The organism is Cryptosporangium minutisporangium (assembly GCF_039536245.1).
Taxonomy (GTDB): domain Bacteria; phylum Actinomycetota; class Actinomycetes; order Mycobacteriales; family Cryptosporangiaceae; genus Cryptosporangium; species Cryptosporangium minutisporangium.
This window is the reverse complement of the sequence record NZ_BAAAYN010000038.1, coordinates 23,018-44,263: the sequence shown is the minus strand read 5'-3', so window position 1 is coordinate 44,263 and position 21,246 is coordinate 23,018. Positions and strand designations below refer to the sequence as shown.

Genomic DNA, 21,246 nt, shown 5'->3' with positions numbered 1-21,246 from the left:
GTTCCGGAGGTGGCCCGTGAGGCACGGCGTGGTGCTGTTCGCGAGTGATCGGGGAATCCGCCCCGCTGACGCGGCCCGCGCCGCCGAGGAGGCCGGCTTCGACACGTTCTACGTGCCCGAACACACTCACATCCCGGTGCGACGGGACGCACCGCACCCCGGCACCGGGGGTGCCGCGCTGCCGGACGACCGCTACTCCAGGACCCTCGACCCCTGGGTGGCGCTGGCCACGGCGGCCCAGGTGACGTCGCGGATCCGGCTGGCGACCGCGGTGGCGCTCCCGGTCGAGTCCGACCCGATCACGCTGGCGAAGACGATCGCGACGCTCGACCACCTCTCGGGCGGCCGGGTCACGCTCGGCGCGGGGTTCGGCTGGAACACCGACGAGCTCGCCGACCACCGGGTGGACGCCGCCCGCCGCCGGACCGTCCTCCGCGAGTACGTCGAGGCGATGCGCGCGCTCTGGACCCAGGAGGTCGCCTCCTACCAGGGCGAGTACGTGGCGTTCGGCCCGTCGTGGGCCTACCCGAAACCGGTGCAGGAGCACGTTCCGCTGATCATCGGCGCGGGCGGCGGTCCCAAGACGTTCGCCTGGATCGCTCGGAGCGCCGACGGCTGGATGACCACCCCGACCGAGACCGGCCTGCAGGCCAAGGCCGACGCGCTCCGCGAGGCCTGGTCCCGCGCCGGGCGGGAGGGCGCCCCGCAGATCCACGTCCTCGCAACCACCCGGCCCAGCCCGGAGCTTCTCGCGTCCTGGGCCGAGGCGGGCGTCACCGACGCGATCTGGGGGTTACCCGACAGGTCGCCGGACGAGATCGTCGCGTCACTCGGACGCCAGGCCGAGCGGCTCGGACTGGCGCCGGCCCGCCACGGATAGTCGCGATAGTAGTTACAGCCTCGACCTGAGGGTTAGAGATCGAGCTCCAGCGTGTCGGTCTCGCTCCGGGAAACGCAGCACATCACCGCGTCGCCGGCGGCCCGCTCGTCGTCGGCGAGGTACTCGTCGCGGTGCAGGGGCGTCCCCGCCAGCACCCCCACTCGGCACTCTCCGCAGATCCCCTGCCGGCACAGGTTCGGCACGTCGATCCCGGCCGCGCGCACCGCGTCGAGCAGGCTGGTGCCGGACGGCACCACGACGTCCCGCCCCGACCGGGCCAGCCGCGCGACGAACGCCCGCCCGGACGCCGGCTCGGCGGGCACGAACCGCTCCAGGTGCAGGCGCTGCGGGACCCACCCCGCCGCCGACGCCTCGGTCACGACCTGGTCGGTGAGCGATCCGGGTCCGCAGACGTAGAGGTGCGTGCCGAGCGGCTGGGTCGTCAGCGCGGTCGCCAGCCGGCGCCCGAACGCGTCCCGGTCCGTGGTCCGGAACAGCCGAGGCCCGAGATGGTCGACGAGCTCACCGGCGAAAGCGCCGGCGCCCGGCCGGTGCACGTAGAGCAGCTCGACCGTCCGCCCCCAGAGTCGCGCGTCGCGGACGTGCGCGAGCACCGGTGTGATGCCGATGCCCCCGGCGATCAGCAGGTGTCGCCGCGCGGTGCTGACCGGGGCGAACGCGCTGCGCGGCCGGGAGGCGGCGATCCGGTCACCGGGGCGCAGGCGGTGCAGGTGCTCGGAGCCGCCGCGACCGTCGGGGCGGCGGAGCACCGCGATCGTGTACTCGGCCGGAGCCCGTCCGACGTTCGTCAGCGAGTAGGCGTTCCGCGCCGGTCCGGACTCCACGACGAGGTGGCTGCCGGGTGGGTGCGGCGGGAGCGGCGCTCCGTCCTCGGCCGCGAAGGCGATCTCCCGGATGCCGTCGGCGACCTCGGTGGTTCGCCGGACGACGAGGCGAAGCACGGTCACTCGCCGGCTCCCAGATACGCGGCCCGGTGCCGGGAGACGTGGGCGTGCACCGACAGCGTCCGGCCGCAGTCCGCGCACGGCAGGTCATCGCCTGCGCGGACGTCGGCCTCGGTGGTGCTCCCGCAATGCGCGCACCAGACCCGGCGGCGACGATCGTCGGTGACCACCACGGTCAGCTCCGCGTCCACGGCACCGCCGGTGATCGCGACCGCCCGCGCCCGCAGGACGTCGGCCTCCGGGCCCGCGAGCAGCAGCCGCCAGCCGACGGTCGCGACGCGTGTCTGCTCGGCGAGCGCGGCCAGGGCGGCGTCGGTGGCCCGCTCCCCCGACCAGGACCACACCGTCCGGCCCAGTGCGGCGAGACGGGCCCGCCAGGTCGTAGCCACGCGCTCGGCGTCCGGCCCGAACGCCAGCACCGCGTACGACCGGCCGGATTCGTCGACGTCGGGCCGGCCCGGACCGCTGCGGTCGGCGGCGTCCATCGACGGTCTCCTTCACGGTGGCGGTCCCGGGCCGGTAGCCAGCATTCCAGGACGCCGCCGTGCCCGCCTTACGGCCGGAGCCGGTCCGGCGGGATGATCCGTCAGGAGGACGGAGTGAGCAGGCGGAAGAACCGGCGTCGGCCGACCTTCTCCTCTGCCTCCTCGGTGGCGACGAGCGCGTCGACCACGGCCTCCGCTGCCGTCGCCACCTGCGTCGATCCTCCGTCGTCGGGTTCCTGGCCGTCGACCATCAGACGCTCGATCCGCGCGGCGAGCTCCCGCGGGCTGAACGGCTTGGCGAGGAAGTCGTTCACGCCGGAGTTGAAGCTCTCGCCGATGTACTGCGCCTGACTGTGCGACGTCACCATGATGACCGGTACGTCGGCGGTGGCCGGGTCGACCCGGAGCAGCCGGACGACATCCAGGCCGGAGAGCCCGGGCATCTGCATGTCGAGCACGACGACGTCCGGCACCGAGCGGCGCACCGCGACCAGGGCAGCCGCCCCGTCCTCGGTCGCGGTGACGCTGTGACCGGCCCGCGACAGCTTCTCGCTGATCATCCCCCGGATATCCGGGTCGTCCTCGGCGATCACGATCGCCCCCACGTACCCACCCCCACCCGACGTGCTCCTGTGTCACCCGGAACATCGGCAGACTCCGCCCCGGCGAGAGGTGCCGCTCGGGTGCGCTCCGGTTGCAGCGCCCCCGCTCCGTCCGCACGCACCCGGGCCGCACCCGTTCCGCTGCCCGCCCGGAACCCGACCGGCCGATAACTGATCCCGGGGGCAGCGATCGGCGGGACGGGGAGCTGGAGTGGGCATGCGGGGAACGAGCTGGACACCGACCGTCGGTCGGTTGCTCGCGTTCGGCTACGTCCTGGCGATGCTGGCCTCCGCCGTCCTCGGTGGCAGCGCCTACGCGCGGATCGAGGCGATGGACCGGGACCAGGTCTCGGTCGAACAGACGTACCGGGTGCTCGGCGGCGTCTCCGCGGTCTGGGCGCACCTGCAGGCGGCCGAACGCGGCCAGCGGGGCTACGTGCTCACCGGCCGATCGCTCTACCTGGATCCCTATCGCCAGGCCCTCCGGGACGTCGAGAAGACGCTCGCCGACCTGGACACGCTCACCGACGACGACGTCGACCAGCAGCGCGCACTGGACGCACTGCGGCCGATCGTCGCGGTGAAGCTCGCCGAGCTGGCCGAGACGGTCCGACTGCGCGACACCCGGGGATTCGCGGCCGCGCAGGCGGTCGTACTCACCGACCGCGGCGCCCAGGACATGCTCCGCATCCAGTCGTTGCTGACCGGCATGGAGCAGCGCGCCTGCGCGCAGCTGGCCAGCCGCCAGGACGCCCGCGCGGAGGGCGCGGCCGCCACCCAGCGGGTTCTCCTCTGGGGCTCGACGTTGGCGGCGCTGCTGATCGGCGCCGGTGCTTGGTGGATCACCCACTCGGTGACCGCTCCGGTCCGGCGCATCACCCACGCCGCCGAGCAGATCACCGGCGGCGACCGCGACCAGCGGGTGCGGCCGACCGGACCGGTCGAGCTGCGCCGGGCGGCGGAGGCCATCAACGCCTCCGTCGATGCGATCTCCGCGGCCCGGGACGAGGCGATCGCCGCCACCGCCGCCAAGTCGGCCTTCCTGGCGACGATGAGCCACGAGATCCGTACCCCGATGAACGCGGTCATCGGGATGACCGGCCTGCTGCTCGACACCGAGCTCGACGGTTCGCAGCGGCGGCTCGCGGAGACCGTCCGGGACAGCGGCGAGGCGCTGCTCGCGATCATCAACGACATCCTGGACTTCTCGAAGATCGAGGCCGGCGAACTGGACCTCGAGGACGCCCGGTTCGACCTCCAGGAATGCCTGGACTCCGCGCTGAGCCTGGTCGCGCTGCCGGCCCAGGCCAAGGGGCTGGAGCTGGTCGGCACGGTGGACCCGGACTGCCCCACGTTCCTGCGTGGCGACGTCACGCGGCTGCAGCAGATCGTCGTCAACCTGCTGAGCAACGCGGTGAAGTTCACCGAGCGCGGCGAGATCGTCGTCTCGGTGACGGGCCGCCGCGTGCCCGCGGAGCCCGGCGGCACCGCGATCCGGAACGACGACAGCCCGATCGAGCTCGAGGTCGCCGTGCACGACACCGGCATCGGCATCCCGGCCGACCGGACCGACCGGCTCTTCCGCGAGTTCAGCCAGGTCGACGCGTCCACCACCCGGGTGTACGGCGGGACCGGGCTCGGCCTCGCGATCAGCCGGCGCCTGGCCCGCGCGTTGGGCGGTGACCTGCGGGTGTCCAGCGAGCTCGGCGTCGGGACGACGTTCACGCTCACCGCGCGGATGACCGCCTGCGCCGACCGCCGGGCCGCGGTGCCCGGTCTGGCCGACCGCTCGGTGCTCATCGTCGACGACAACGCCAGCAGCCGGGAAGCCCTGGCGGCGCAGGTCGCCGGATGGGGCCTGCGCTGGACCGAGGCCGACTCGGCGGACGCCGCGCTGACGGCGCTCGCCGACGGCGTCACCTACGACCTCGCGCTGATCGACCGGTGTCTGGCCGGTACCGACGGCGGAACGCTGGCCCGGCGGATCCGGGAGCTGCCCGTCGGGCGGGACCTGCCGCTCGTCCTGCTCAGCGACGCCAGCGGCCACCGGGACGACGCCGGGGACGACCTGTTCCGCGCGGTCCTGGCGAAGCCGCTCCGTCCGGCGCAGGTCCGGTCGACGCTGGAGCACGTGCTCGGTGTCGCCGTTGAGCCCGAGCACGCGCAGCGCGGACGGCGAACCACCGATCTGGTGCCCGCGCCGTCGGCCGGGCGTCGCCTGCGGGTCCTGCTGGCCGAGGACAACCCGATCAACCAGCAGGTGGCCCAGCTCCTCGTGGAGAAGTTGGGACACCGCATCGACACCGTCGGCAACGGGCAGGAGGCCGTCGACGCGCTCGCCCGCACGCACTACGACGCGGTGTTGATGGACGTGCAGATGCCGGTGCTCGACGGCCTGGAGGCCACCCGCCGCATCCGCGCGGTGCTACCGGACGAGCGGCAACCGCACATCATCGCGATGACCGCGAGCGTGCTCGTCGAGGACCAGGCCGCGTGCCGTGCGGCCGGCATGGACTCGTACCTGCCGAAGCCGGTCCGTGCCGCGGACCTGGCGGCGGCGCTCGCCGCCGTGCACACCACGGGCGGCCCAGCCGCCTCCCACCCCCCGATGACACCGGTCCCGCCCGCCGAGGACCTACTGGACGAGGACCGAGTGAACGAGATCCCCGTGGACGAGAGCCCACTGCACGAGAGCCCACTGCACGAGAAGCCAGCGGACGACGAGACGATCGAGCGGCAGAACCTCGCCGCCATGCGGGCCCGGGCCGAGGACCTGCTCGAGCCGGACGCCGACGACGCCGAGCGGGCCCTGGTCGCGCGGCTGTTCGCGTCGTTCGTCCAGCGACTGCCCGGAGCGCTCGCGCAGGTGGCGCAGGCGCTCGCGGACGGCGACGACACGGCGCTCGCGAGCACCGCCCACAGCCTCAAGGGTATGGCGTCCAACATCGGCGCGGTTCGCCTCGCCCAGCTGGGTGGCGTCGTCGAGGACGGCGCCCGCGCGGGCTCGCCGCCCGCCGCCGACGCGGTGCTGCCGCGGCTGCGCCACGAGGCCGAGCACGCTGCCCGCCTGGCCGACCGCCTGGCGACCGAGTACGCGCCGATGGTGCCGGCATGAGGTGGTCTCCCCGAGCGGTTCCCCCGTGGGCCCTGTTCATCGGCCTCGGGCTGATCGCGATCGTCGTGTACCGGCTCGCGCCGCTGCTCGGCGTCCCCGAGCTCGGCCGGAACCTCCTGTACTGGACGCTGGACGCCTCGGCGGTCGTCGTCCTGCTGATCGGCGCCCGGCTGCACCGGCCGACGACCCGGTGGCCGTGGTGGCTGCTCGCGCTCGGCCAGCTGTCCGCGCTCGGCGCGGACATCACGTTCTACGGCGCCAGCCTGGTCGACGTCACGCTGCCGTACCCGAGCGTGGCCGACCTGCTCTACCTGCTCCAGTACCTGCTGGACGGCGTGGCGCTGTTCCTGCTGATCCGGCGCCGGACGCCGGGGTGGGACGTGCCGGCGCTGGTCGACGCCAGCATCGTCGCGGTCGCGGCCGGCTTGGTCTCCTGGGTGTTCCTGATCAGCCCCGGCGCGAGCGGCGGAGGCATGACCACCGCAGGCGTGCTCACCACCGCCGCGTACCCGGTCGGCGATCTGGTGCTGCTCTCGGTCGGCGCCCGGCTGATGCTCGGCGCGGGCAGCCGCCCACCCGCCTTCAGGCTGCTCGCCAGTGGGTTCGTGCTGGTTCTGGTGCCGGATGCCCTCTACACCTGGCAAGTCTTCGCCGGCACCTACACCGAGGGCGGCTGGCTGGAGTCGATGTGGATGGGGTCGTGGATCCTGCTGGGCGCGGCCGGCCTGCATCCGTCGATGCGCGAGCTGAGCGAGGAGTCCCCGGTCGCGGCGCCGCACGCCGGCCTCGGGCGGATGGTGGTGCTCGCCGGCGCGTCGCTACTGGCCCCGGCCACGCTGTTCGTCCAGTACCTGCGGGAGGCGCCGCTGCACGTCCCGCTGGTGGCCACCGTCTGTGCGGTGCTGTTCCTCCTCGTCCTGACCCGGATGGCCGGCCTGGTCGTCGCCCAGGAGCGGGTCGCGATCACCGACGGCCTGACCGGTCTGCGGACCCGGCGGTACTTCGAGCACGCGCTCGCCACCACGGCGGAGCGGGCCGCCGGCGGCTCCGGACTCGCCGTGCTGCTGCTCGACGTCGACCACTTCAAGACCGTGAACGACACGTACGGGCACCACGGCGGCGACCGGGTGCTCTGCGAGATCGCGCGCCGGCTGACCCAGGCAGTGCGCCCCGGTGATCTGGTCGCCCGCTACGGGGGCGAAGAGTTCGCGGTGCTGCTGCCGAGCGTCACGCCCCGGGAGGCACGGCAGATCGCCGACCGGGTGCACCGCGGGATCCGGCGAACCCCGATCACGGTCAGCGGGAGTGCGGCGACCACGGTCACCGTCTCGGTCGGCGTCGCGACGCTGCCGGTCGACGCGCCGGATCCGGCCGCGCTGATGCTGCTCGCCGACCAGCTGCTCTACGCGGCGAAGGACAACGGCCGCGATCGCGTCGCCGCCGGCGCGTCGCTGTCCGCGGCGCCGGACCCGATCGAGCGCGGCCCGGTCAGCCGAGCATCATGACGGCGGCGACCAGGCCGCCGAGCACGATCAGGACCCGCAGCAGCGTCGCAGGCAGCCGGCGGCCGATCAGCGCGCCGACGTAACCGCCGGCGCCGGACCCGACGGCCAGCAGCCCCGCGGCGGCCCAGTCCACCTCCGCGACGACCAGGAACACCGCGGACGCGACGACGTTGCCTGCGGCGACCGACAACGTCTTCAGCGCGTTGACGACGCGTAGCTCGAGGTCCGCGCCGAAGCCCAGCACCGCCATCATCATCACGCCGGAGCCGCCGCCGAAGTAGCCGCCGTACACCCCGACGAGCGTGCAGAAGAACGTCGTCAGGCCGGAGAGCCGGGTGCGGGCGGCCGGTTCCCGCCCGCGGCGCAGCAACCGCGAGAGCGCCGGCTGGACGCCGACGAGCACACACGTGACGAGGATCAGGTACGGCACGGCCGCCGCGAAGACGCCCGGCGGCAGACCCAGCAGCAGGACGACGCCGAGCACCGCGCCACCGGCGCAGGTGAGCAGCACGACCGTCGTCACGACCGGGTGCTCACGCAGCTCGCGCCGGTAACCGAACGAGCCGCTCAGCCCGGCCGGCGTCAACCCGATCGTGTTCGAGACGTTCGCGACGACCGGCGGCAGTCCGACGGCGAGCAGCACCGGGAAACTGAGCAGCGACGCGAACCCGATCGTGGAGATCAGGACGCCCGAGCCGAGCCCGGCCGCGAACACCGCCGCGTACTCGGCCGGTGAGCTCATGCACCGCATCCTAGGTTCGGGGTTTACCGCCGGGGCGGCACGGCCACCTGAAGAACGCGACGTGACCGGTGTCACTCCGGTCTCGACGCGCTGCCGACCGGGAGGTGCGTATGGGGCCGGAATGGGTGGCGGTTCTCGCCTTGGTGGCGCTGTTCGTCGCCGGAACGGCCCTTCCGATCAACATGGGCGCGCTCGCCTACGTCGCGGCCTGGCTCGTCGGCATGTACTCGCTCGGCCTGGACGAGAAGGAGATCCTCGCCGGCGTCAGCGGAGACCTCATCCTCACGCTGATCGGCGTCACGTACCTGTTCGCGGTCGCCCGCAACAACGGCACGGTCGACCTGATCGTGAACTCGGCGGTCCGGGCGGTCGGCGGCCGGGTCGCGCTGATCCCCTGGGTGATGTTCGGGGTCACCGCGCTCCTCACCGCGATCGGCGCGGCCAGTCCGGCGGCGTGCGCGATCATCGGGCCGATCGCGCTCGGCTTCGCCGGCCGCTACGGCATCAACCCGCTGATGATGGGGATGTTCGTCGTCCACGGCGCCCAGGGCGGGGGCTTCTCGCCGATCAGCATCTACGGGACGATCACCAACTCGGTGATGGAGGAGGCGGACCTCCCCAGCAGCGAGCTGACGGTCTTCCTGGCCAGCCTGGCCGTGAACACGGTCATGGCGGTGATCCTGTTCCTGCTGTTCGGACGCGACCTGCTGCGGCGGCGCGTCGCCCCGGCGGGAGCAGCGCCGACCACGGCCACGGCCACTGCCGACGACCCGCTCGCGACCGTCCGCAGCACGGCGGCCGGACGCACCCGGAGCCGGACCCTGGCGCACACCGACACCGACACCGACACCGACACCGGCACCGGGTCGGCCGGGACCGACGACACCGGCAGCCGTCGGGAGCAGATCCTCACGCTGGTCGCGTTCCTCGCGGTCGCCGTCGTCGCACTGGCCTTCGACAAGAACATCGGGTTCGTCGCGATCACGGCGGCGGTGATCCTGACCGCGCTCTCCCCGACCCGGAACCGCAACGCGGTCCGCCAGATCGCCTGGCCGACGGTACTGCTGGTCGCCGGTGTCAGCACCTACGCCACCGTGCTCACCGAGGCCGGTTCGCCGGAGTTCGTCGGTAACTGGGCGGCCGGGCTCGGCACGGCCGTGCTCGGCGCGCTGGTGCTCTGTTACGTGGGCGGCGTCGTGTCGGCGTTCGCGTCGTCCACCGCGTTGCTTCCGGTGATCATCCCGATCGGGGTCCCGCTGGTGGTGAACGGCGGCGTCGACGCGGCGATGTTCGTCGCCGCGCTGGCGATCTCGTCGACGATCGTCGACGTGAGCCCGTTCTCGACCAACGGGGCGCTGATCCTCGCCAACCGCCCCGAGTCGATCGCGGAACCGGTGTTCTACCGGCAGATCCTCGTGTACAGCGTCATCGTCGTGCTCATCGGGCCACTGCTGGTGTGGGCGGCGCTCGTTCTGCCCGGATGGGGGCCCAGCTGAGCAGCGCCGCTGCACTTCGGCGGAATCAGCGGCAACTCGGGGTTGAGAACGGCCGCGAGCGTCCACACCGCGCGCTGCGCGAATCGCTTACCGCCGGCACTGGACGGACTACGCGCCGTTGCCGTCCTGATCGTGCTGTTGTTCCACGCCGGAGTTCCCCCGGCTGCCCGGCGGCCGGCTCGGCGTCGACGTGTTCTTCGTGCTCTCCGGGTACCTGATCACGTCGCTGCTGCGCGGTGACGCACTGGCCGCGCTCGCCTACGTCGCGAACTGGCGGATGATCGACCGCGGCACCGGCTAAGTCGCGCTGACCGCCGCGCCGTCGCCGCTGCAGCACACCTGGTCACTCGCGATCGAGGAGCAGTTCTCTCTGCTCTGGCCGCTGGTCGCCGCCGGGATGTGCGCGCTGGCGGTGCGCCGGGCCCGGAGCCGCGCGCGTCCGGCGGGGGCGCCGGCAGCCGACCGGTTCGCGGCCCGGTGGCTCGGCGTGTTCGCGCTAGCCGGGGCCTCCGCCTCGGCGATCGCGATGGCCGTCGCCGCCGGGCCGGAGGCCGAGCCCGGCCCGACCTACCACGGCAGCGGCACCCGCTGCTTCGGCCTGCTGATCGGCTGCGCGCTAGCGGTGGCGCTCGCCCGCCCCCAACGACGGCTTGCCCAGAAGTCAACGCGCAGAAGGCCCTCGCCACGTTGACGACTCGACAATCCGCCGAGCCGCCGCCGCGGGAGCGGCGCTGGCGCTGGTGGGGATCGGGGTGCTGGGGGTCGCCGTGGTCGTCGCCCGGATCGAGACGCGGCCCGACGGGCTCACCGCGCGGACGCTCGCGCTGCCACCGCTGGTCGGGATCGGCCGGATCTCCTACGGGCTCTACCTGTGGCACTGGCCGACGTTCCTGCTGCTGGACGCCGACCGGACCGGTCTGAGCGGCGGTGCGCTGCTGGGCGTCCGGTGCGCGGCGACGGCGGCCCTCGCCCTCGCGTCGTACACGCTCGTCGAACAGCCGATCCGAACCGGACGGTGGCCGGTCCGCTACCGACCGGCGTTCGCGACCGCCCTCGACTCGCCGCAGCGATGCGTTGGGGATTCAGCGCGCTTCGGTGGGGTACGACGCCGGGCACACATTTCCGATACCCGGTGAGGTGGACGAAACCATGCAAGGAGTACGCGGCGCCACGGCGATAGCCGTCGTCGGCGGCACCGGCTGGGCCGCCCGCAAACTGCTAACCCGCCGCGCGCGGAACCGCACCGCGACGACGGACACGTCGAGGTGGCGGTTCGTCACCGTGAACGTCTCCCCCGACCAGGTCAAGGCCGACGGCCTGCTGCCCGAGCCGCTCCGCGAGCTCGGCCCGGAGACCGAGATCGTGATCCGGCCCGCGCCGGGCGACAAGGGCACCGAGATCGGCGTCCGGCTGGCCGAAGGTGAGCCCAGCGGGGTCAAGGCGGCGGCCTCCCGCGCCGCCGGAACCGACCCGCGCCAGGCCGTCCGCAAGGCCCTCCGGGACACGCGGCAACTCCTGGAGACCGGCGAGATCCTCTCGCCGGACCGGCCCGGAACGACCAAGAAGACGCTCACCGGCAAGCCGCTGGAGCTGGCGATCGCGCACGCGAAGGGAGAGGGCCGGTGAAGGCGCTGACCTGGCAGGGCGTCAACAAGCTGCAGGTCGAGAAGGTCCCGGACCCGCGGATCATCAACACCCGGGACATCATCGTCAAGGTCACCAAGACCGTGACCTGCGGCTCCGACCTGCACCTGGTGGGTGGCTACATCCCGTTCATGAAGGCCGGTGACGTGCTGGGGCACGAGTTCGTCGGCGAGGTGGTCGAGGTCGGGCCGAACGTGACGAACCACCGCGTCGGCGACCGGGTCGTGGTCTCGTCGTTCATCTCCTGCGGCAAGTGCTGGTACTGCGCGCAGGAGTTGTACTCGCTCTGCGACAACGGCAACCAGAACCCGGCGATCACCGAGGAGCTCTGGGGCTTCGCGCCCGGCGGCTGCTTCGGGTACTCCCACGCGATGGGCGGCAACGCCGGGAGCCACGCCGAGTACATCCGGGTCCCGTTCGCCGACGTCGGCGCGTTTCCGATCCCGGACGGCGTGAGCGACCTGCGGGCGCTGTTCGCCTCGGACTCCGCGTCCACCGGCTGGATGGGCGCCGACCTCGGCAACGTCCGTCCCGGCGACGTCGTCGCGGTGTGGGGTGCCGGCGCGGTCGGGCAGATGGCCGCCCGGGCAGCGATCCTGCTCGGCGCCGAGCGGGTGATCGTCATCGACCGTTACGAGTACCGGCTCGAGCAGGTGCGGCGCTACATCGGCGCGGAGACGCTCAACTACGAGCAGACCGACGTCGGCGGTGAGCTGCGCGAGCGATCCGGCGGCCGCGGGCCGGACGTCTGCATCGAGGCGGTCGGGATGGAGGCCCACTCCCCCGGGCCCGAGTTCCTCTACGACCAGGCGAAGCACCAGCTGCGGCTGCAGACCGACCGGCCCACCGCGGTGCGGGAAGCGATCTACAACTGCCGGAAGGGCGGCTCGGTCTTCGTGCTCGGCGTCTACGCCGGGGTCGTCGACAAGTTCCCGCTCGGCGCGATGATGAACAAGGGCCTGACGGTCCGCAGCGCGCAGATGCACGGCCAGCGCTACATCCCGATGCTGCTGGAGCGGATGGAGAAGGGTGAGCTGCTCACCGAGCACCTCGCCACGCACATCATGCCGCTCAAGCAGGGTCCGAAGGGGTACGAGCTGTTCAAGGAGAAGAAGGACAACTGCGTCCGCGCGGTGTTCGAACCGTCCGCCTGAGCACCCACCGGCCGCGGCTGAGCGNCCGCCGTCTGGAAGACGGCGGGTCGTTCGGCGTTCCGGGCGCCTCAGGCCAGCAGGGACGCGAGACCGGCGAGGAACATGCCCCCGGTCACCGCGATCGCGACGCCCCGGACGGCCGGCGTGAGGGCCCAGCGTCCGACCGTCCGTCGCTCGCTGGAGAACCACACCAGCGGCACCAGCACCAGCGGCAGCGCGACCGTCAGCAGGACCTGACTCCAGACCAGCACCGTGACCTGCGGTAGGCCGCTGCCCGCGATCAGCGCGGCGGGGACCAGGCAAGCGATCCGGCGGACGGCCGGTGGGGCCGGGAAGCTCGGTAGCAGGCGGCTGATCACGTCGGCGCTGACCATGCCGCCCGCCGTGGAGGACGCCAGGCCCGCGCCGATCAGCGTGATCGCGAACAGGATCGTGGTGGCCGCGCCGAACGTGGCCGCGGACGAGCCGAGGGCACCGGCCAGGTCGGTGCCGCTGCTCGAGCCGCTGGCCGTGATCGACATGATCGCGCAGTTCACCGCGAACGCGACGCCGAGCGCGGCGGCAGTGGTGGTCAGCGAGCGGCGGCTCAGCCGGGCCAGCCGGGCGGGCGTCGCCTGTCCACCGTCCCGCCGGTCCGCGGCGTGCCGCAGGTCCCGGGCGAGTGCGCTGTGGAGCAAGATGTTGTGCGGCATGACGACCGCGCCGATCAGACCGGCGGCGACCACGATCCCGCCGGGCGGCAGCGACTCCGGGCGCAGACCCGCGACCACGTCGCCGATGCCGTTGAGGAACAGGACGGTCAGGTACACCGCGCCGACCAGCCCCAGGCAGGTGTAGACGGTCCGGCGGGCGACGCCGGGCGGCGCGACCAGGATCGTGACGACGAGCGCGGTGGCGACCGCCACCGAGGAGCCGGTCGACCAGCCGGTCAGCAGCTGGACGCCGATCACGACCCCGAGCACCTCGACGATCTCGGTGACGACCAGCACGCCGAGGATCGGAGGGATCAGCACGGCCCGGGCCGGGCGGGGCAGGCGGGTCCGCAGCAGCGACGCCAGGTCCTGCCCGGACGCCAGGCCGAGACGGGCCGACAGGTACTGCAGGAACAGCGCCAGGCCGGTGGCGAGCGCGAGCACCCAGACCAGCCGGTAACCGAACTGGGCGCCGGCCGCGACGTCCGTGCCCCAGTTGCCGGGATCCACGTAGCCGGCCGAGACCAGCAGCGCAGGGGCGAGCGTCCCGACGGCGGTCGACGGCAGCAGCGCGCGGCGTGGCGCCCGTATCGCCGGCGCCGCGGCGGCGGGGGCCGGTGCGGCCATCGGGAGTGCGGTCACGGCCGTACCTCCTGGCCCTGCGCCTCTGCCGTCGCGAGGTACACGCGGAGGCCGAGCAGCGAGACGAGGACGAGGCCGGACACGAGGAGGATCGGCTGGCGGGTCCAGACGGCGACCGGAACGACGAACGCGAGGAGCGCGACGAGTCCCGGCCGGTGGCGGGCCACCGCCGCGATCGGACCGGACATCGGCGGCTCGAGGGCATGACGATCGAGGGCAGAACGAGTCATTGGCTATCTCCTCGGACAGCGGTGGGCCCGTACACGAGCGGGTCCGCGGCGCCCGGCGCCGGGAGCGGCGCCGGGCACCCGCGGAGATCAGTCGGTTCCGGTGACCTTCTTGACGACGTTCGCGATGCCCTGCGCGGTGGCACCGGTGGCGGTACCCGGCTTGCCGCGGCCCTGGCTGCCGTCGTAGGTGGCGTAGAGCTTCGGGTCCGGCGGCGGAAGCAGCGCGGTGTCCTCGCTCGGCACCGGCGGGTTCTGGACCAGGATCTCCTGCTCGTCGACGAGCGTCATGCCGCGCGCCCACCGCCCCTCCGGGCCGGCGCTGGTCTCGTCGAACACCCAGTAGGTGTGGTCCTGGATCTTGTCCTCGTTCTCGAAGTTCGAGTCCTCGATCAGGTCGGCGAGGCCGTCCTCCTGCAGCTGCTCGATACCGAGCAACCACTGCTGCTGGTGGAACGTGTCGCGGGCGAGGTTGAACTTCAGCATGTCCCGGACACCCGGGTCGTCGGTCATGTTGTAGATCCGGCTGGTCTGCAGCCGGCTCTGCGCCTCGGCGTGGACGTTCGACCGGAAGTCGGTGAGCAGGTTGCCGCTCGCCACGATGTAGCCGGTGTTCCACGGCACGCCCTGGCTGTTGAACGGCAGCGCGCCGCCGCCGGAGACGATCGCGTGCTGCGGGTTCATCCCACCGAGCACCGCGCCGAGCACCGGGTTGGCCGCCGCGGCCTTCTCGGTGGTCTCGTTCGGCGCGCCCTCGAGCAGCCGGGCGATCATCGTGCTGAGCATCTCGACGTGGCCGATCTCCTCGGTGCCGATGTCGAGGATCATGTCCTTGTACTTGCCGGGAATGCGGCAGTTCCAGCCCTGGAACAGGTACTGCATCATCACGGTCATCTCACCGAACTGACCGGCGACGAGCTCCTGCATCTTCATCGCCAGCACGGCGTCCGGCTTCTGCGGCTTCGACTCGAACTGCAGGTTCTTCACGTGGCGGTACACCAGGTGCTCCTCACGTCGGGGATGAGCGGCCGGCATCCCCGACCGCTGGAAGCACCGTGCCGGACCCGTGTCCCGGACTCGTCTGCGCTGCCGTCCCGGTACCGCGTCACTGTCCGTCCGTGCCGCGTGCCCGGCGGCGTCCGGTGGACGTCCCGCTCGCGTCCGGAAAGCGTTCGCCCGGCGTCCGGAGCGCGTCTCCGCCCTGTCTCACCTGCATCACCTGGGCGTCCTGGCGCGCGCGAATTTCCTGGATTCGATCAGGTGTAGCGGACGCGATCCGGGTCACCCCGCCCATGCCGAGAGCGCTCCAGCAGCGGGGCCCGACGACCGGCCACCAAGGAGAGGCGCACTACTCATGAGTCCTTCGCGATCGGGCAGCACCCTTCTCTGGCTGCTCAACGCGTTCGACCTCCGGCACGAGGAGCAGCCCGTCCGCGTGTGCGGCTCGGCGCAGCGGCTTCTCGCGTTCCTGGCCCTGCAGCGCAGGGCCGTGCACCGCCGCACGTTGGCGGCGACACTCTGGCCCGACCTGGACGAACGATCCGCAGCGACCCGTCTGCGGTCGACGCTGTGGCGGCTGCCGGCACCGGCCGGGGAGCGGCTGGTCGACTCGGACGGGGGCCAAGTCCGGCTCACGCCGGTTCTGGAGGTGGACCTGCACCTCGCCGAGGACGACGCGCTGGCCGAGCGGCTGGACGTGACGCAGCTCTGCGGTGAGGTACTGCCGGAGTGGGACGAGCCGTGGGTGGAGGCGGAGCGGGAGCGCTTCCGCCAGCTGCGGCTGCACCGCCTGGAGGAGTCCGCCGACCGGGCCCTCCGTCACGGCCACCATCACCTCGCCTTGCAGGCCGCGCTCGCCGCCGTCTCCACCGAGCCGCTGCGGGAGAGTGCTCATCGGCGAGTCATGGAGATCCACCTCGCCGAGGGGAATCCGGCCGAGGCGCTGCGGCACTACCACACGGTGCGGAGACTGCTCCGCGACGAACTGGGGCTGCCGCCGGCACCGGCCACCCGGGCCGTGGTGGCCTCACTGCTCGGCCGTCCCGTCGACGGTCGATCCGCCGATTCCCGCAGCGTCCGCTCCCTGGACGCCCGCTCCGCCTGAACCACATCAACCGATGTTTCGGTCATTTCATCGCCGGGAAACCCCCGGCGTCCCACCCATCGACAGCGCCGAGGAGGGCCACATGGCGGACACCCGGCAGGACACCGCGCGAGACGAGCTCGCCCTACCGGAGTACGACCGTCTGACCCCGGACGACCTGCGGACCCAGCTGGAGCCGCTGACCGCGGCCCAGGTCGAGCGGATGCACGCCCACGCGGTCGAGGGCGGAGCGTCCACCGAGATCGTCGAGGTGCTGGCCGACCGGCTGGACGGGCTGCGGCAGGCGCTGCGGGGCAGCTCCGACGACACGCCGGCGCCGTTCGCGCACCACGGAGCGGGTGCGGCCACCGGCGGCGTGTCGCCGCAGACCACCACCGCACCGCCGATCAACCCGCCGTCGCACGGCGACCCGACGAACCCCGCTCAGCCCAGGGGTTAGCCGCCACCCACCTGTCTCAGCCCTCCGGCTGAGCTGAGCCAGGCCGTCGCCACTGAGCCAGCCGTCGCCACGCCCAGTAGCTCTCGAACTCAGTAGCTTTCGAACTCAGTGGCTCTCGAACCCAGTAGCTCGAACTCAGTGGCTCTCGAGCTGACCGCGCTGCTGCAACGAGAAGAGCAGGCCCAGCGCCGGGACGACGACCGCGAGCGCAACCGCGGCGACGATCGTCAGCGCCCAGAGCGTCGGCGGCGGGGCCGCGGCCTCGGCGATCGTCAGGTGCGTGCCGAGCACGTACGGGTACTGCGCGACGCCCCAGCCGACGACGACCGTTCCCGCCGCGGTGACCGCCAGACCCTGCAGGACGCGGGGCGCAGCGCGGCCGAGCAGGATCAGGGCGGCCAGGCCGCACACCTCGGAGACCAGCACGAACGGCAGTCCGCGAGAGACCAGGCCGTCGAACAACCGAGGCGAGTCCGCCCGCAGGATCGCGATCCCGGCCAGCGCGATCGCCCCGGTCACCAACGCCGAGAGTTGCGCCCGGCGGCGGAACCAGCGCCCCAGGTCGGCGATTTTGCGGCGTTCCAGCTCGGCAGCGGGCACCGGGCGACGCCAAGCCTCGGCAGTGAGGAACACCGCGGCGACGAACGCGCACACGCCGACAGCGAGCACTCCCCCGAGCAGCGACGTCGGGTTCACCCAGCTGGTGACCGGGTCCCCGCTGCCGCCGGTCGGCACCCGGCCGGACGCGATCCCGCCGGCCACGGTCCCGAGGAAGAACGGCGTGATCACCGACGACGTCGCGAACGCCGCTCCGGTGACCCGCTGCTGGTCGGTGCGGACGACGACCTTGCGGAACGCGAACCCGGAGCCGCGGACGACGATGCCGAGCGCGGCGAGACCGAGCGGCACGTAGAGCGTCGTCGTGATCGCGGCGAACGCCTCCGGGAAGCCGGTCCACAACATCACCAGGCAGAAGATGAGCCAGACGTGGTTCGCCTCCCAGACCGGCGCCAGCGTCTCGTCGATCAGGTGCCGGGGCTCGCGGCCGCGCCGAGCGCCCCCGGCGGTGAGGTCCCAGAACCCGGCACCGTAATCGGCTCCGCCGAGCACGGCGTAGGCCACGACGCCGAGGAACAGCACCACCGCGGCGAACGTGCTCATGTCCGTTCCTCCCCCACCGCGGAGGGCCCGTACGGCACGGTCGGGTCGTCGGCCGCGCGCCATCGGCGCCGCATCAGCCCGAGCACGTAGAGCGTGGCCGCGCCGACCGCCGTGTAGAGCACGAGCGTGGCCGTGTACAGCAGCCAGATGTTGCCCTCGGTGGTCACCGCGTCCCGCGTGAGCAGGTGTCCGACGACCGTCCACGGCTGGCGGCCGACCTCGGTGACGACCCAGCCGGCCTCCATCGCGACGATCGCGGCGACCCCGCTGACCGCGGTCGCCCGGAGGAACCACTTGCTCCGCGGCAGGTCCCGTCTCCTCCACCAGGACCACCCGAACCACGCCGAGAGCCCGAGCAGCGCCATCCCGATCCCGACCATCACGTCGAAGCTCAGATGGACGATCGTGACGGCACGGTCGGTCGGCCGGACCTCCGTCGGTACCTCTTCGAGCCCTCTGATCTCGGTGGACGGCACGTACCCCGACAGGATCGACGCTCCCCACGGGATGTGGACCCCGTAGTGGACGTCGTCGTCCGCGTAGTAGCCACCGAGCACCTCGGGCACGTGCGTGTCGGTCTCGTAGAGCGCCTCGATCGCCGCGAACTTCGCCGGCTCGTTGTGGAACACCTCGCGGGCCGCCACGTCACCGACGACGATCTGCATGGGCGTCGCGATCGCGGCGACCGTGAGCGGGATCAACAAGCCCAGCCGGTGGTACCGGTCCCGGCGTCCGCGGAGCATCCCGACCGCGTACACCCCGGCGACCGTGAAGCCCGCGACCATGTACGCGGCGAGCAGCATGTGCAGCGCCTCGTACCCGAACGCGTCGTTGAGGAGAACGTCCATCGGCCGGACGTCGACGACCTCGCCGTTCCGCATCGTGAAGCCGTCCGGCTGGTTCATCCAGGCGTTCGCCGCGACGACCGACGACGTCCCGCCGATGCCCGAGAGCACGACCGGGACGCCGGTCCAGAAATGCGGCCACGGCTTCATGCGCTCCCAGCCGTAGATGTAGATCGCGACGAAGATCGCCTCGATGAAGAAGAACAGGCCCTCGATCGCGAACGGGATCCCGAACGCCGCTCCATAGGTCCCCATCAGCCCCGGCCAGAGCAGGCCCAACTCGAACGACAGCACGGTGCCGGAGACCGCGCCCACCGCGAACAACACGGCGGCGACCTGCGACCACCGGCGCGCGAGCAGCAGCGCGGTGTCGTCGCCCCGTTTCAAGCCTCGGTAGTTCGCGATCAGCATCAGGAACGTGAACGCGACTCCGAACGGCACCAGAATGATGTGGAAGCCGAGCGTGAACGCCATCTGCTGCCGGGCGGGGAGCAGCTGTTCGGGGTCGGCCGCGAGCACCCAGTCAACGGTCATCGTCTCTCCCGTCCGCCGATCGGTCCGCGCGCTGGATCCAAGGACGCCGCGTCCCAAAACACCGCGTCCCAAAACACCGCGTCCAAAACACCGCGTCCGGGCACGCCGCAGCGGACGCCGCGCCGGGCGACGTCCGCTGTTCCGGGCCCGCGCTGTTCGGGCCTGCGCTGTTCGGGCCCGCGGTCGTCAGGTCAGTGCGGGTCCGGACTCCGAGCTGCCGGACAGCTGGGCGAGAAACTCGTGGCACTGCTTCGCGCGCGCCGAGTCCTCGGCCATGATCTTCTCGAAGAACGACGCGATGTCGTCCCGCCCGGCATTCTTGGCGTCACGGACGTACTGACCGTAGTCGTGGCCGGCCTTGAGCGAGTGGTACTGCACCGAGATCAGGTCGAAGCTGACGTCGTCGAAGCCGGTTTCTCCGGTTGCCATTGGCTCTCCGTCCCTCCGTGCGGTCGGCTGACGACCGGCGGCTACCCCCGTTCGGCGCTCGTACACACCCGAGGCGCAAGCGACGCAGCGGCGCATGGCCCCGACCGCACCGGGTAGACCGCGCCAGTACCGATGAGACGGAGGAAACGATGGGAACCGCCACCAAGGAGCAGGACGTCGTCGATCTCCTGCTCGACCAGCACCAGCAGATCAAGGCGCTGTTCGCCCAGGTCAAGGCCGCCGACGGTGACGCCAAGCGGGACGCGTTCCGGCAGTTGGTCCGGCTGCTGGCCGTCCACGAAGCCGCCGAGGAGCAGGTGGTCCACCCGGCCGCCAGGGACGGCGCCGGCGAGGCCGTCGTCGCCGCGCGGCTGCACGAGGAGAGCGACGCCAAGAAGGTCCTGTCCGACCTGCACGACCTCGGCACCGATGCCCCCGACTTCGACGTGCGGTTCGCGGCGTTCGAGCGGGCCGTACTGCAGCACGCCGCGCACGAGGAGCAGGAGGAGTTCCCGGAGCTGCGGCGGACGACCGACGCGGCGCGGCTGCGGCGGATGACCGGCGCGGTGAAGGCGGCCGAGGCGGTCGCACCGACGCGCCCCCACCCGGCGGCGGGGGAATCCGCGCTCGGCAACATGCTCGCGGGACCGCCGCTGGCCCTGTTCGACCGGATGCGCGATGCGGTCAGCGAATGGAGCCGGTCCGGCCGCGGCTGATTCCGGCCCCCGCTCGGTGCGGGCCGCGGCACGGGCCGGGAGAACGCCGTAACACGCAGGAAAAATCGACGCGTGGAATTGCGGAATGGGGGCATTCCTGGCGCCGTGCGAAACGGAACTCGTCTACCGACGCTTCCTGACCTCGACGCGGTCGTCGAGCTACTCGTCACGCACCCGGACGACTTGTACGTGCGGTGGTCGCTGGGTCCCGATGTCGACGTCTGCGACGGCGAGCAGGGCGGCACCAGCCGCGACTCGCTGACCGGCGTCCGGCTGCCCGGCCTGTCCGCTAACCCGCTCGCGGTCGAACCGTGGTGGGAGGGGCGAACGCTGCGGCTCTGGGTCGCACGCCGCCTCTACGACTACCGCCACCTGCGGAACCTGCGGGGAGAGGGCACCCGTCCGTGGGTGATGCACGGCGAGGTCTGTGGCCGCGGCCCGGACAACGAGCCGCTCGTCAGGTGCCTGGGCCCGGTCGCGTGGATCTCCGACCAGGCCCTGACCGAGTCCGAACGTCTGGTCGAAGCCGAGGGTTCGGTCGAGTGGGGCCCACTCGACCGACGTAGCTCCCGCTGACCCCGGCCCGCGCTGAACGCGCCCCCGCTGCCTTTCCCGGGCAGCGGGGGCGCGGTCAGGTCAGCACGAATTCGCGGACTTCTCGATCCGCCTACTCCGAATCCGCGACTCGCCTTTCCGCTCCTTCGCATGCGCGATAGTGGGCGATGACGACGTAGGGCATCGGTCCTCCGAATAGCGAGTCGAGCCCTCATGATGTCGTGCGCCGCGCGGCGGAAAAGCGTTCCCGACCAGCCCGGCTGTACACCTTAGCTTGCATTATCGAGGTCTTCCGCGACGCCGCAGCGCTCTTA

The 21,246-nt window shown here is 72.2% G+C and carries 22 protein-coding genes; 12 read left to right on the top strand and 10 right to left on the bottom strand.

The window, feature by feature from the left end; all coding sequences use genetic code 11:
• Positions 1–16 precede the first annotated feature (16 nt).
• Positions 17–880, top strand: a complete 864-nt coding sequence (locus ABEB28_RS27200) for an LLM class F420-dependent oxidoreductase (RefSeq protein ID WP_345731063.1) — start codon at positions 17–19, stop codon at positions 878–880.
• 32 nt (positions 881–912) lie between these two features.
• Here ABEB28_RS27200 and ABEB28_RS27195 read toward each other — a convergent pair whose 3' ends face one another.
• The 3 genes from ABEB28_RS27195 to ABEB28_RS27185 all read right to left on the bottom strand — a co-directional run bounded on the left by ABEB28_RS27195 (position 913) and on the right by ABEB28_RS27185 (position 2,935).
• Positions 913–1,848, bottom strand: coding sequence for a PDR/VanB family oxidoreductase (locus ABEB28_RS27195; protein WP_345731062.1), 936 nt, complete (start codon positions 1,846–1,848; stop codon positions 913–915).
• Positions 1,845–2,330: a dimethylamine monooxygenase subunit DmmA family protein gene (locus tag ABEB28_RS27190; RefSeq protein WP_345731061.1), complete on the bottom strand. Its 486-nt coding sequence runs from the start codon at positions 2,328–2,330 to the stop codon at positions 1,845–1,847. The genes ABEB28_RS27195 and ABEB28_RS27190 overlap by 4 nt, the downstream gene beginning before the upstream one ends.
• A gap of 101 nt (positions 2,331–2,431) precedes the next feature.
• Complete coding sequence (locus ABEB28_RS27185; protein WP_345731060.1) at positions 2,432–2,935, bottom strand: response regulator transcription factor; 504 nt, start codon at positions 2,933–2,935, stop codon at positions 2,432–2,434.
• 214 nt (positions 2,936–3,149) lie between these two features.
• Here ABEB28_RS27185 and ABEB28_RS27180 point away from each other — a divergent pair, with 214 nt between their 5' ends.
• Both ABEB28_RS27180 and ABEB28_RS27175 read left to right on the top strand, forming a co-directional pair.
• Positions 3,150–6,047: a hybrid sensor histidine kinase/response regulator gene (locus ABEB28_RS27180; RefSeq protein WP_345731059.1), complete on the top strand. Its 2,898-nt coding sequence runs from the start codon at positions 3,150–3,152 to the stop codon at positions 6,045–6,047.
• Positions 6,044–7,552, top strand: coding sequence for a GGDEF domain-containing protein (locus tag ABEB28_RS27175; protein ID WP_345731058.1), 1,509 nt, complete (start codon positions 6,044–6,046; stop codon positions 7,550–7,552). The genes ABEB28_RS27180 and ABEB28_RS27175 overlap by 4 nt, the downstream gene beginning before the upstream one ends.
• Here ABEB28_RS27175 and ABEB28_RS27170 read toward each other — a convergent pair.
• Positions 7,536–8,294: a sulfite exporter TauE/SafE family protein gene (locus ABEB28_RS27170; RefSeq protein WP_345731057.1), complete on the bottom strand. Its 759-nt coding sequence runs from the start codon at positions 8,292–8,294 to the stop codon at positions 7,536–7,538. The two genes, ABEB28_RS27175 and ABEB28_RS27170, sit on opposite strands and share 17 nt — an antisense overlap.
• Positions 8,295–8,404: 110 nt before the next feature.
• On the opposite strand from ABEB28_RS27170, the gene ABEB28_RS27165 reads away from it, so the two are divergent.
• The 5 genes from ABEB28_RS27165 (at position 8,405) to ABEB28_RS27145 (ending at position 12,588) form a co-directional block, all read left to right on the top strand.
• Positions 8,405–9,790: an SLC13 family permease gene (locus ABEB28_RS27165; RefSeq protein ID WP_345731056.1), complete on the top strand. Its 1,386-nt coding sequence runs from the start codon at positions 8,405–8,407 to the stop codon at positions 9,788–9,790.
• Positions 9,791–10,187: 397 nt separating this feature from the next.
• Positions 10,188–10,481 (top strand): hypothetical protein, encoded by a 294-nt coding sequence (locus tag ABEB28_RS27160; RefSeq protein ID WP_345731055.1) that lies wholly within the window; start codon positions 10,188–10,190, stop codon positions 10,479–10,481.
• Between the two features lie 49 nt (positions 10,482–10,530).
• Positions 10,531–10,926, top strand: a complete 396-nt coding sequence (locus ABEB28_RS27155; RefSeq protein ID WP_345731054.1) for a hypothetical protein — start codon at positions 10,531–10,533, stop codon at positions 10,924–10,926.
• 13 nt (positions 10,927–10,939) lie between these two features.
• A complete protein-coding gene (locus ABEB28_RS27150) occupies positions 10,940–11,416 on the top strand; it encodes a hypothetical protein (RefSeq protein WP_345731053.1) in 477 nt (158 codons plus the stop codon).
• Complete coding sequence (locus ABEB28_RS27145; RefSeq protein ID WP_345731052.1) at positions 11,413–12,588, top strand: zinc-dependent alcohol dehydrogenase; 1,176 nt, start codon at positions 11,413–11,415, stop codon at positions 12,586–12,588. The genes ABEB28_RS27150 and ABEB28_RS27145 overlap by 4 nt, the downstream gene beginning before the upstream one ends.
• Before the next feature lie 68 nt (positions 12,589–12,656).
• Here ABEB28_RS27145 and ABEB28_RS27140 read toward each other — a convergent pair whose 3' ends face one another.
• The 3 genes from ABEB28_RS27140 to ABEB28_RS27130 form a co-directional block, all read right to left on the bottom strand.
• Entirely contained in the window at positions 12,657–13,922 is a 1,266-nt protein-coding gene (locus tag ABEB28_RS27140; RefSeq protein WP_345731051.1) for an Nramp family divalent metal transporter, read from the bottom strand.
• Positions 13,919–14,152: a hypothetical protein gene (locus ABEB28_RS27135; RefSeq protein ID WP_345731050.1), complete on the bottom strand. Its 234-nt coding sequence runs from the start codon at positions 14,150–14,152 to the stop codon at positions 13,919–13,921. Before ABEB28_RS27135 ends, ABEB28_RS27140 begins: the two co-directional genes overlap by 4 nt.
• Positions 14,153–14,239: 87 nt before the next feature.
• Positions 14,240–15,148 (bottom strand): manganese catalase, encoded by a 909-nt coding sequence (locus tag ABEB28_RS27130; protein ID WP_345731049.1) that lies wholly within the window; start codon positions 15,146–15,148, stop codon positions 14,240–14,242.
• A gap of 355 nt (positions 15,149–15,503) precedes the next feature.
• On the opposite strand from ABEB28_RS27130, the gene ABEB28_RS27125 reads away from it, so the two are divergent.
• Together ABEB28_RS27125 and ABEB28_RS27120 are read left to right on the top strand one after the other, a co-directional pair.
• Positions 15,504–16,253: an AfsR/SARP family transcriptional regulator gene (locus ABEB28_RS27125; protein WP_345731048.1), complete on the top strand. Its 750-nt coding sequence runs from the start codon at positions 15,504–15,506 to the stop codon at positions 16,251–16,253.
• A gap of 82 nt (positions 16,254–16,335) precedes the next feature.
• A complete protein-coding gene (locus tag ABEB28_RS27120; RefSeq protein ID WP_345731047.1) occupies positions 16,336–16,692 on the top strand; it encodes a hypothetical protein in 357 nt (118 codons plus the stop codon).
• A 135-nt stretch (positions 16,693–16,827) separates the two neighbouring features.
• Here ABEB28_RS27120 and ABEB28_RS27115 read toward each other — a convergent pair whose 3' ends face one another.
• The 3 genes from ABEB28_RS27115 to ABEB28_RS27105 form a co-directional block, all read right to left on the bottom strand.
• A complete protein-coding gene (locus ABEB28_RS27115) occupies positions 16,828–17,853 on the bottom strand; it encodes a cytochrome d ubiquinol oxidase subunit II (RefSeq protein ID WP_345731046.1) in 1,026 nt (341 codons plus the stop codon).
• Positions 17,850–19,232: a cytochrome ubiquinol oxidase subunit I gene (locus ABEB28_RS27110; protein WP_345731045.1), complete on the bottom strand. Its 1,383-nt coding sequence runs from the start codon at positions 19,230–19,232 to the stop codon at positions 17,850–17,852. The genes ABEB28_RS27115 and ABEB28_RS27110 overlap by 4 nt, the downstream gene beginning before the upstream one ends.
• A 186-nt stretch (positions 19,233–19,418) precedes the next feature.
• A complete protein-coding gene (locus tag ABEB28_RS27105) occupies positions 19,419–19,661 on the bottom strand; it encodes an acyl carrier protein (RefSeq protein ID WP_345731044.1) in 243 nt (80 codons plus the stop codon).
• Between the two features lie 149 nt (positions 19,662–19,810).
• Here ABEB28_RS27105 and ABEB28_RS27100 point away from each other — a divergent pair, with 149 nt between their 5' ends.
• Together ABEB28_RS27100 and ABEB28_RS27095 are read left to right on the top strand one after the other, a co-directional pair.
• Complete coding sequence (locus ABEB28_RS27100) at positions 19,811–20,377, top strand: hemerythrin domain-containing protein (protein ID WP_345731043.1); 567 nt, start codon at positions 19,811–19,813, stop codon at positions 20,375–20,377.
• Between the two features lie 105 nt (positions 20,378–20,482).
• Positions 20,483–20,953, top strand: coding sequence for a DUF6098 family protein (locus ABEB28_RS27095; RefSeq protein WP_345731042.1), 471 nt, complete (start codon positions 20,483–20,485; stop codon positions 20,951–20,953).
• Positions 20,954–21,246 lie beyond the last annotated feature (293 nt).

Coding starts and splice junctions, on each gene's coding strand:
- ABEB28_RS27100 (WP_345731043.1), top strand. CDS start 19,811: ATGGGAACCGCCACCAAGGAGCAGGACGTCGTCGATCTCCTGCTCGAC.
- ABEB28_RS27180 (WP_345731059.1), top strand. CDS start 3,150: ATGCGGGGAACGAGCTGGACACCGACCGTCGGTCGGTTGCTCGCGTTC.
- ABEB28_RS27105 (WP_345731044.1), bottom strand. CDS start 19,661: ATGGCAACCGGAGAAACCGGCTTCGACGACGTCAGCTTCGACCTGATC.
- ABEB28_RS27110 (WP_345731045.1), bottom strand. CDS start 19,232: ATGACCGTTGACTGGGTGCTCGCGGCCGACCCCGAACAGCTGCTCCCC.
- ABEB28_RS27150 (WP_345731053.1), top strand. CDS start 10,940: ATGCAAGGAGTACGCGGCGCCACGGCGATAGCCGTCGTCGGCGGCACC.
- ABEB28_RS27125 (WP_345731048.1), top strand. CDS start 15,504: ATGAGTCCTTCGCGATCGGGCAGCACCCTTCTCTGGCTGCTCAACGCG.
- ABEB28_RS27175 (WP_345731058.1), top strand. CDS start 6,044: ATGAGGTGGTCTCCCCGAGCGGTTCCCCCGTGGGCCCTGTTCATCGGC.
- ABEB28_RS27115 (WP_345731046.1), bottom strand. CDS start 17,853: ATGAGCACGTTCGCCGCGGTGGTGCTGTTCCTCGGCGTCGTGGCCTAC.
- ABEB28_RS27165 (WP_345731056.1), top strand. CDS start 8,405: ATGGGGCCGGAATGGGTGGCGGTTCTCGCCTTGGTGGCGCTGTTCGTC.
- ABEB28_RS27135 (WP_345731050.1), bottom strand. CDS start 14,152: ATGACTCGTTCTGCCCTCGATCGTCATGCCCTCGAGCCGCCGATGTCC.
- ABEB28_RS27190 (WP_345731061.1), bottom strand. CDS start 2,330: ATGGACGCCGCCGACCGCAGCGGTCCGGGCCGGCCCGACGTCGACGAA.
- ABEB28_RS27170 (WP_345731057.1), bottom strand. CDS start 8,294: ATGAGCTCACCGGCCGAGTACGCGGCGGTGTTCGCGGCCGGGCTCGGC.
- ABEB28_RS27160 (WP_345731055.1), top strand. CDS start 10,188: ATGTGCGCGCTGGCGGTGCGCCGGGCCCGGAGCCGCGCGCGTCCGGCG.
- ABEB28_RS27120 (WP_345731047.1), top strand. CDS start 16,336: ATGGCGGACACCCGGCAGGACACCGCGCGAGACGAGCTCGCCCTACCG.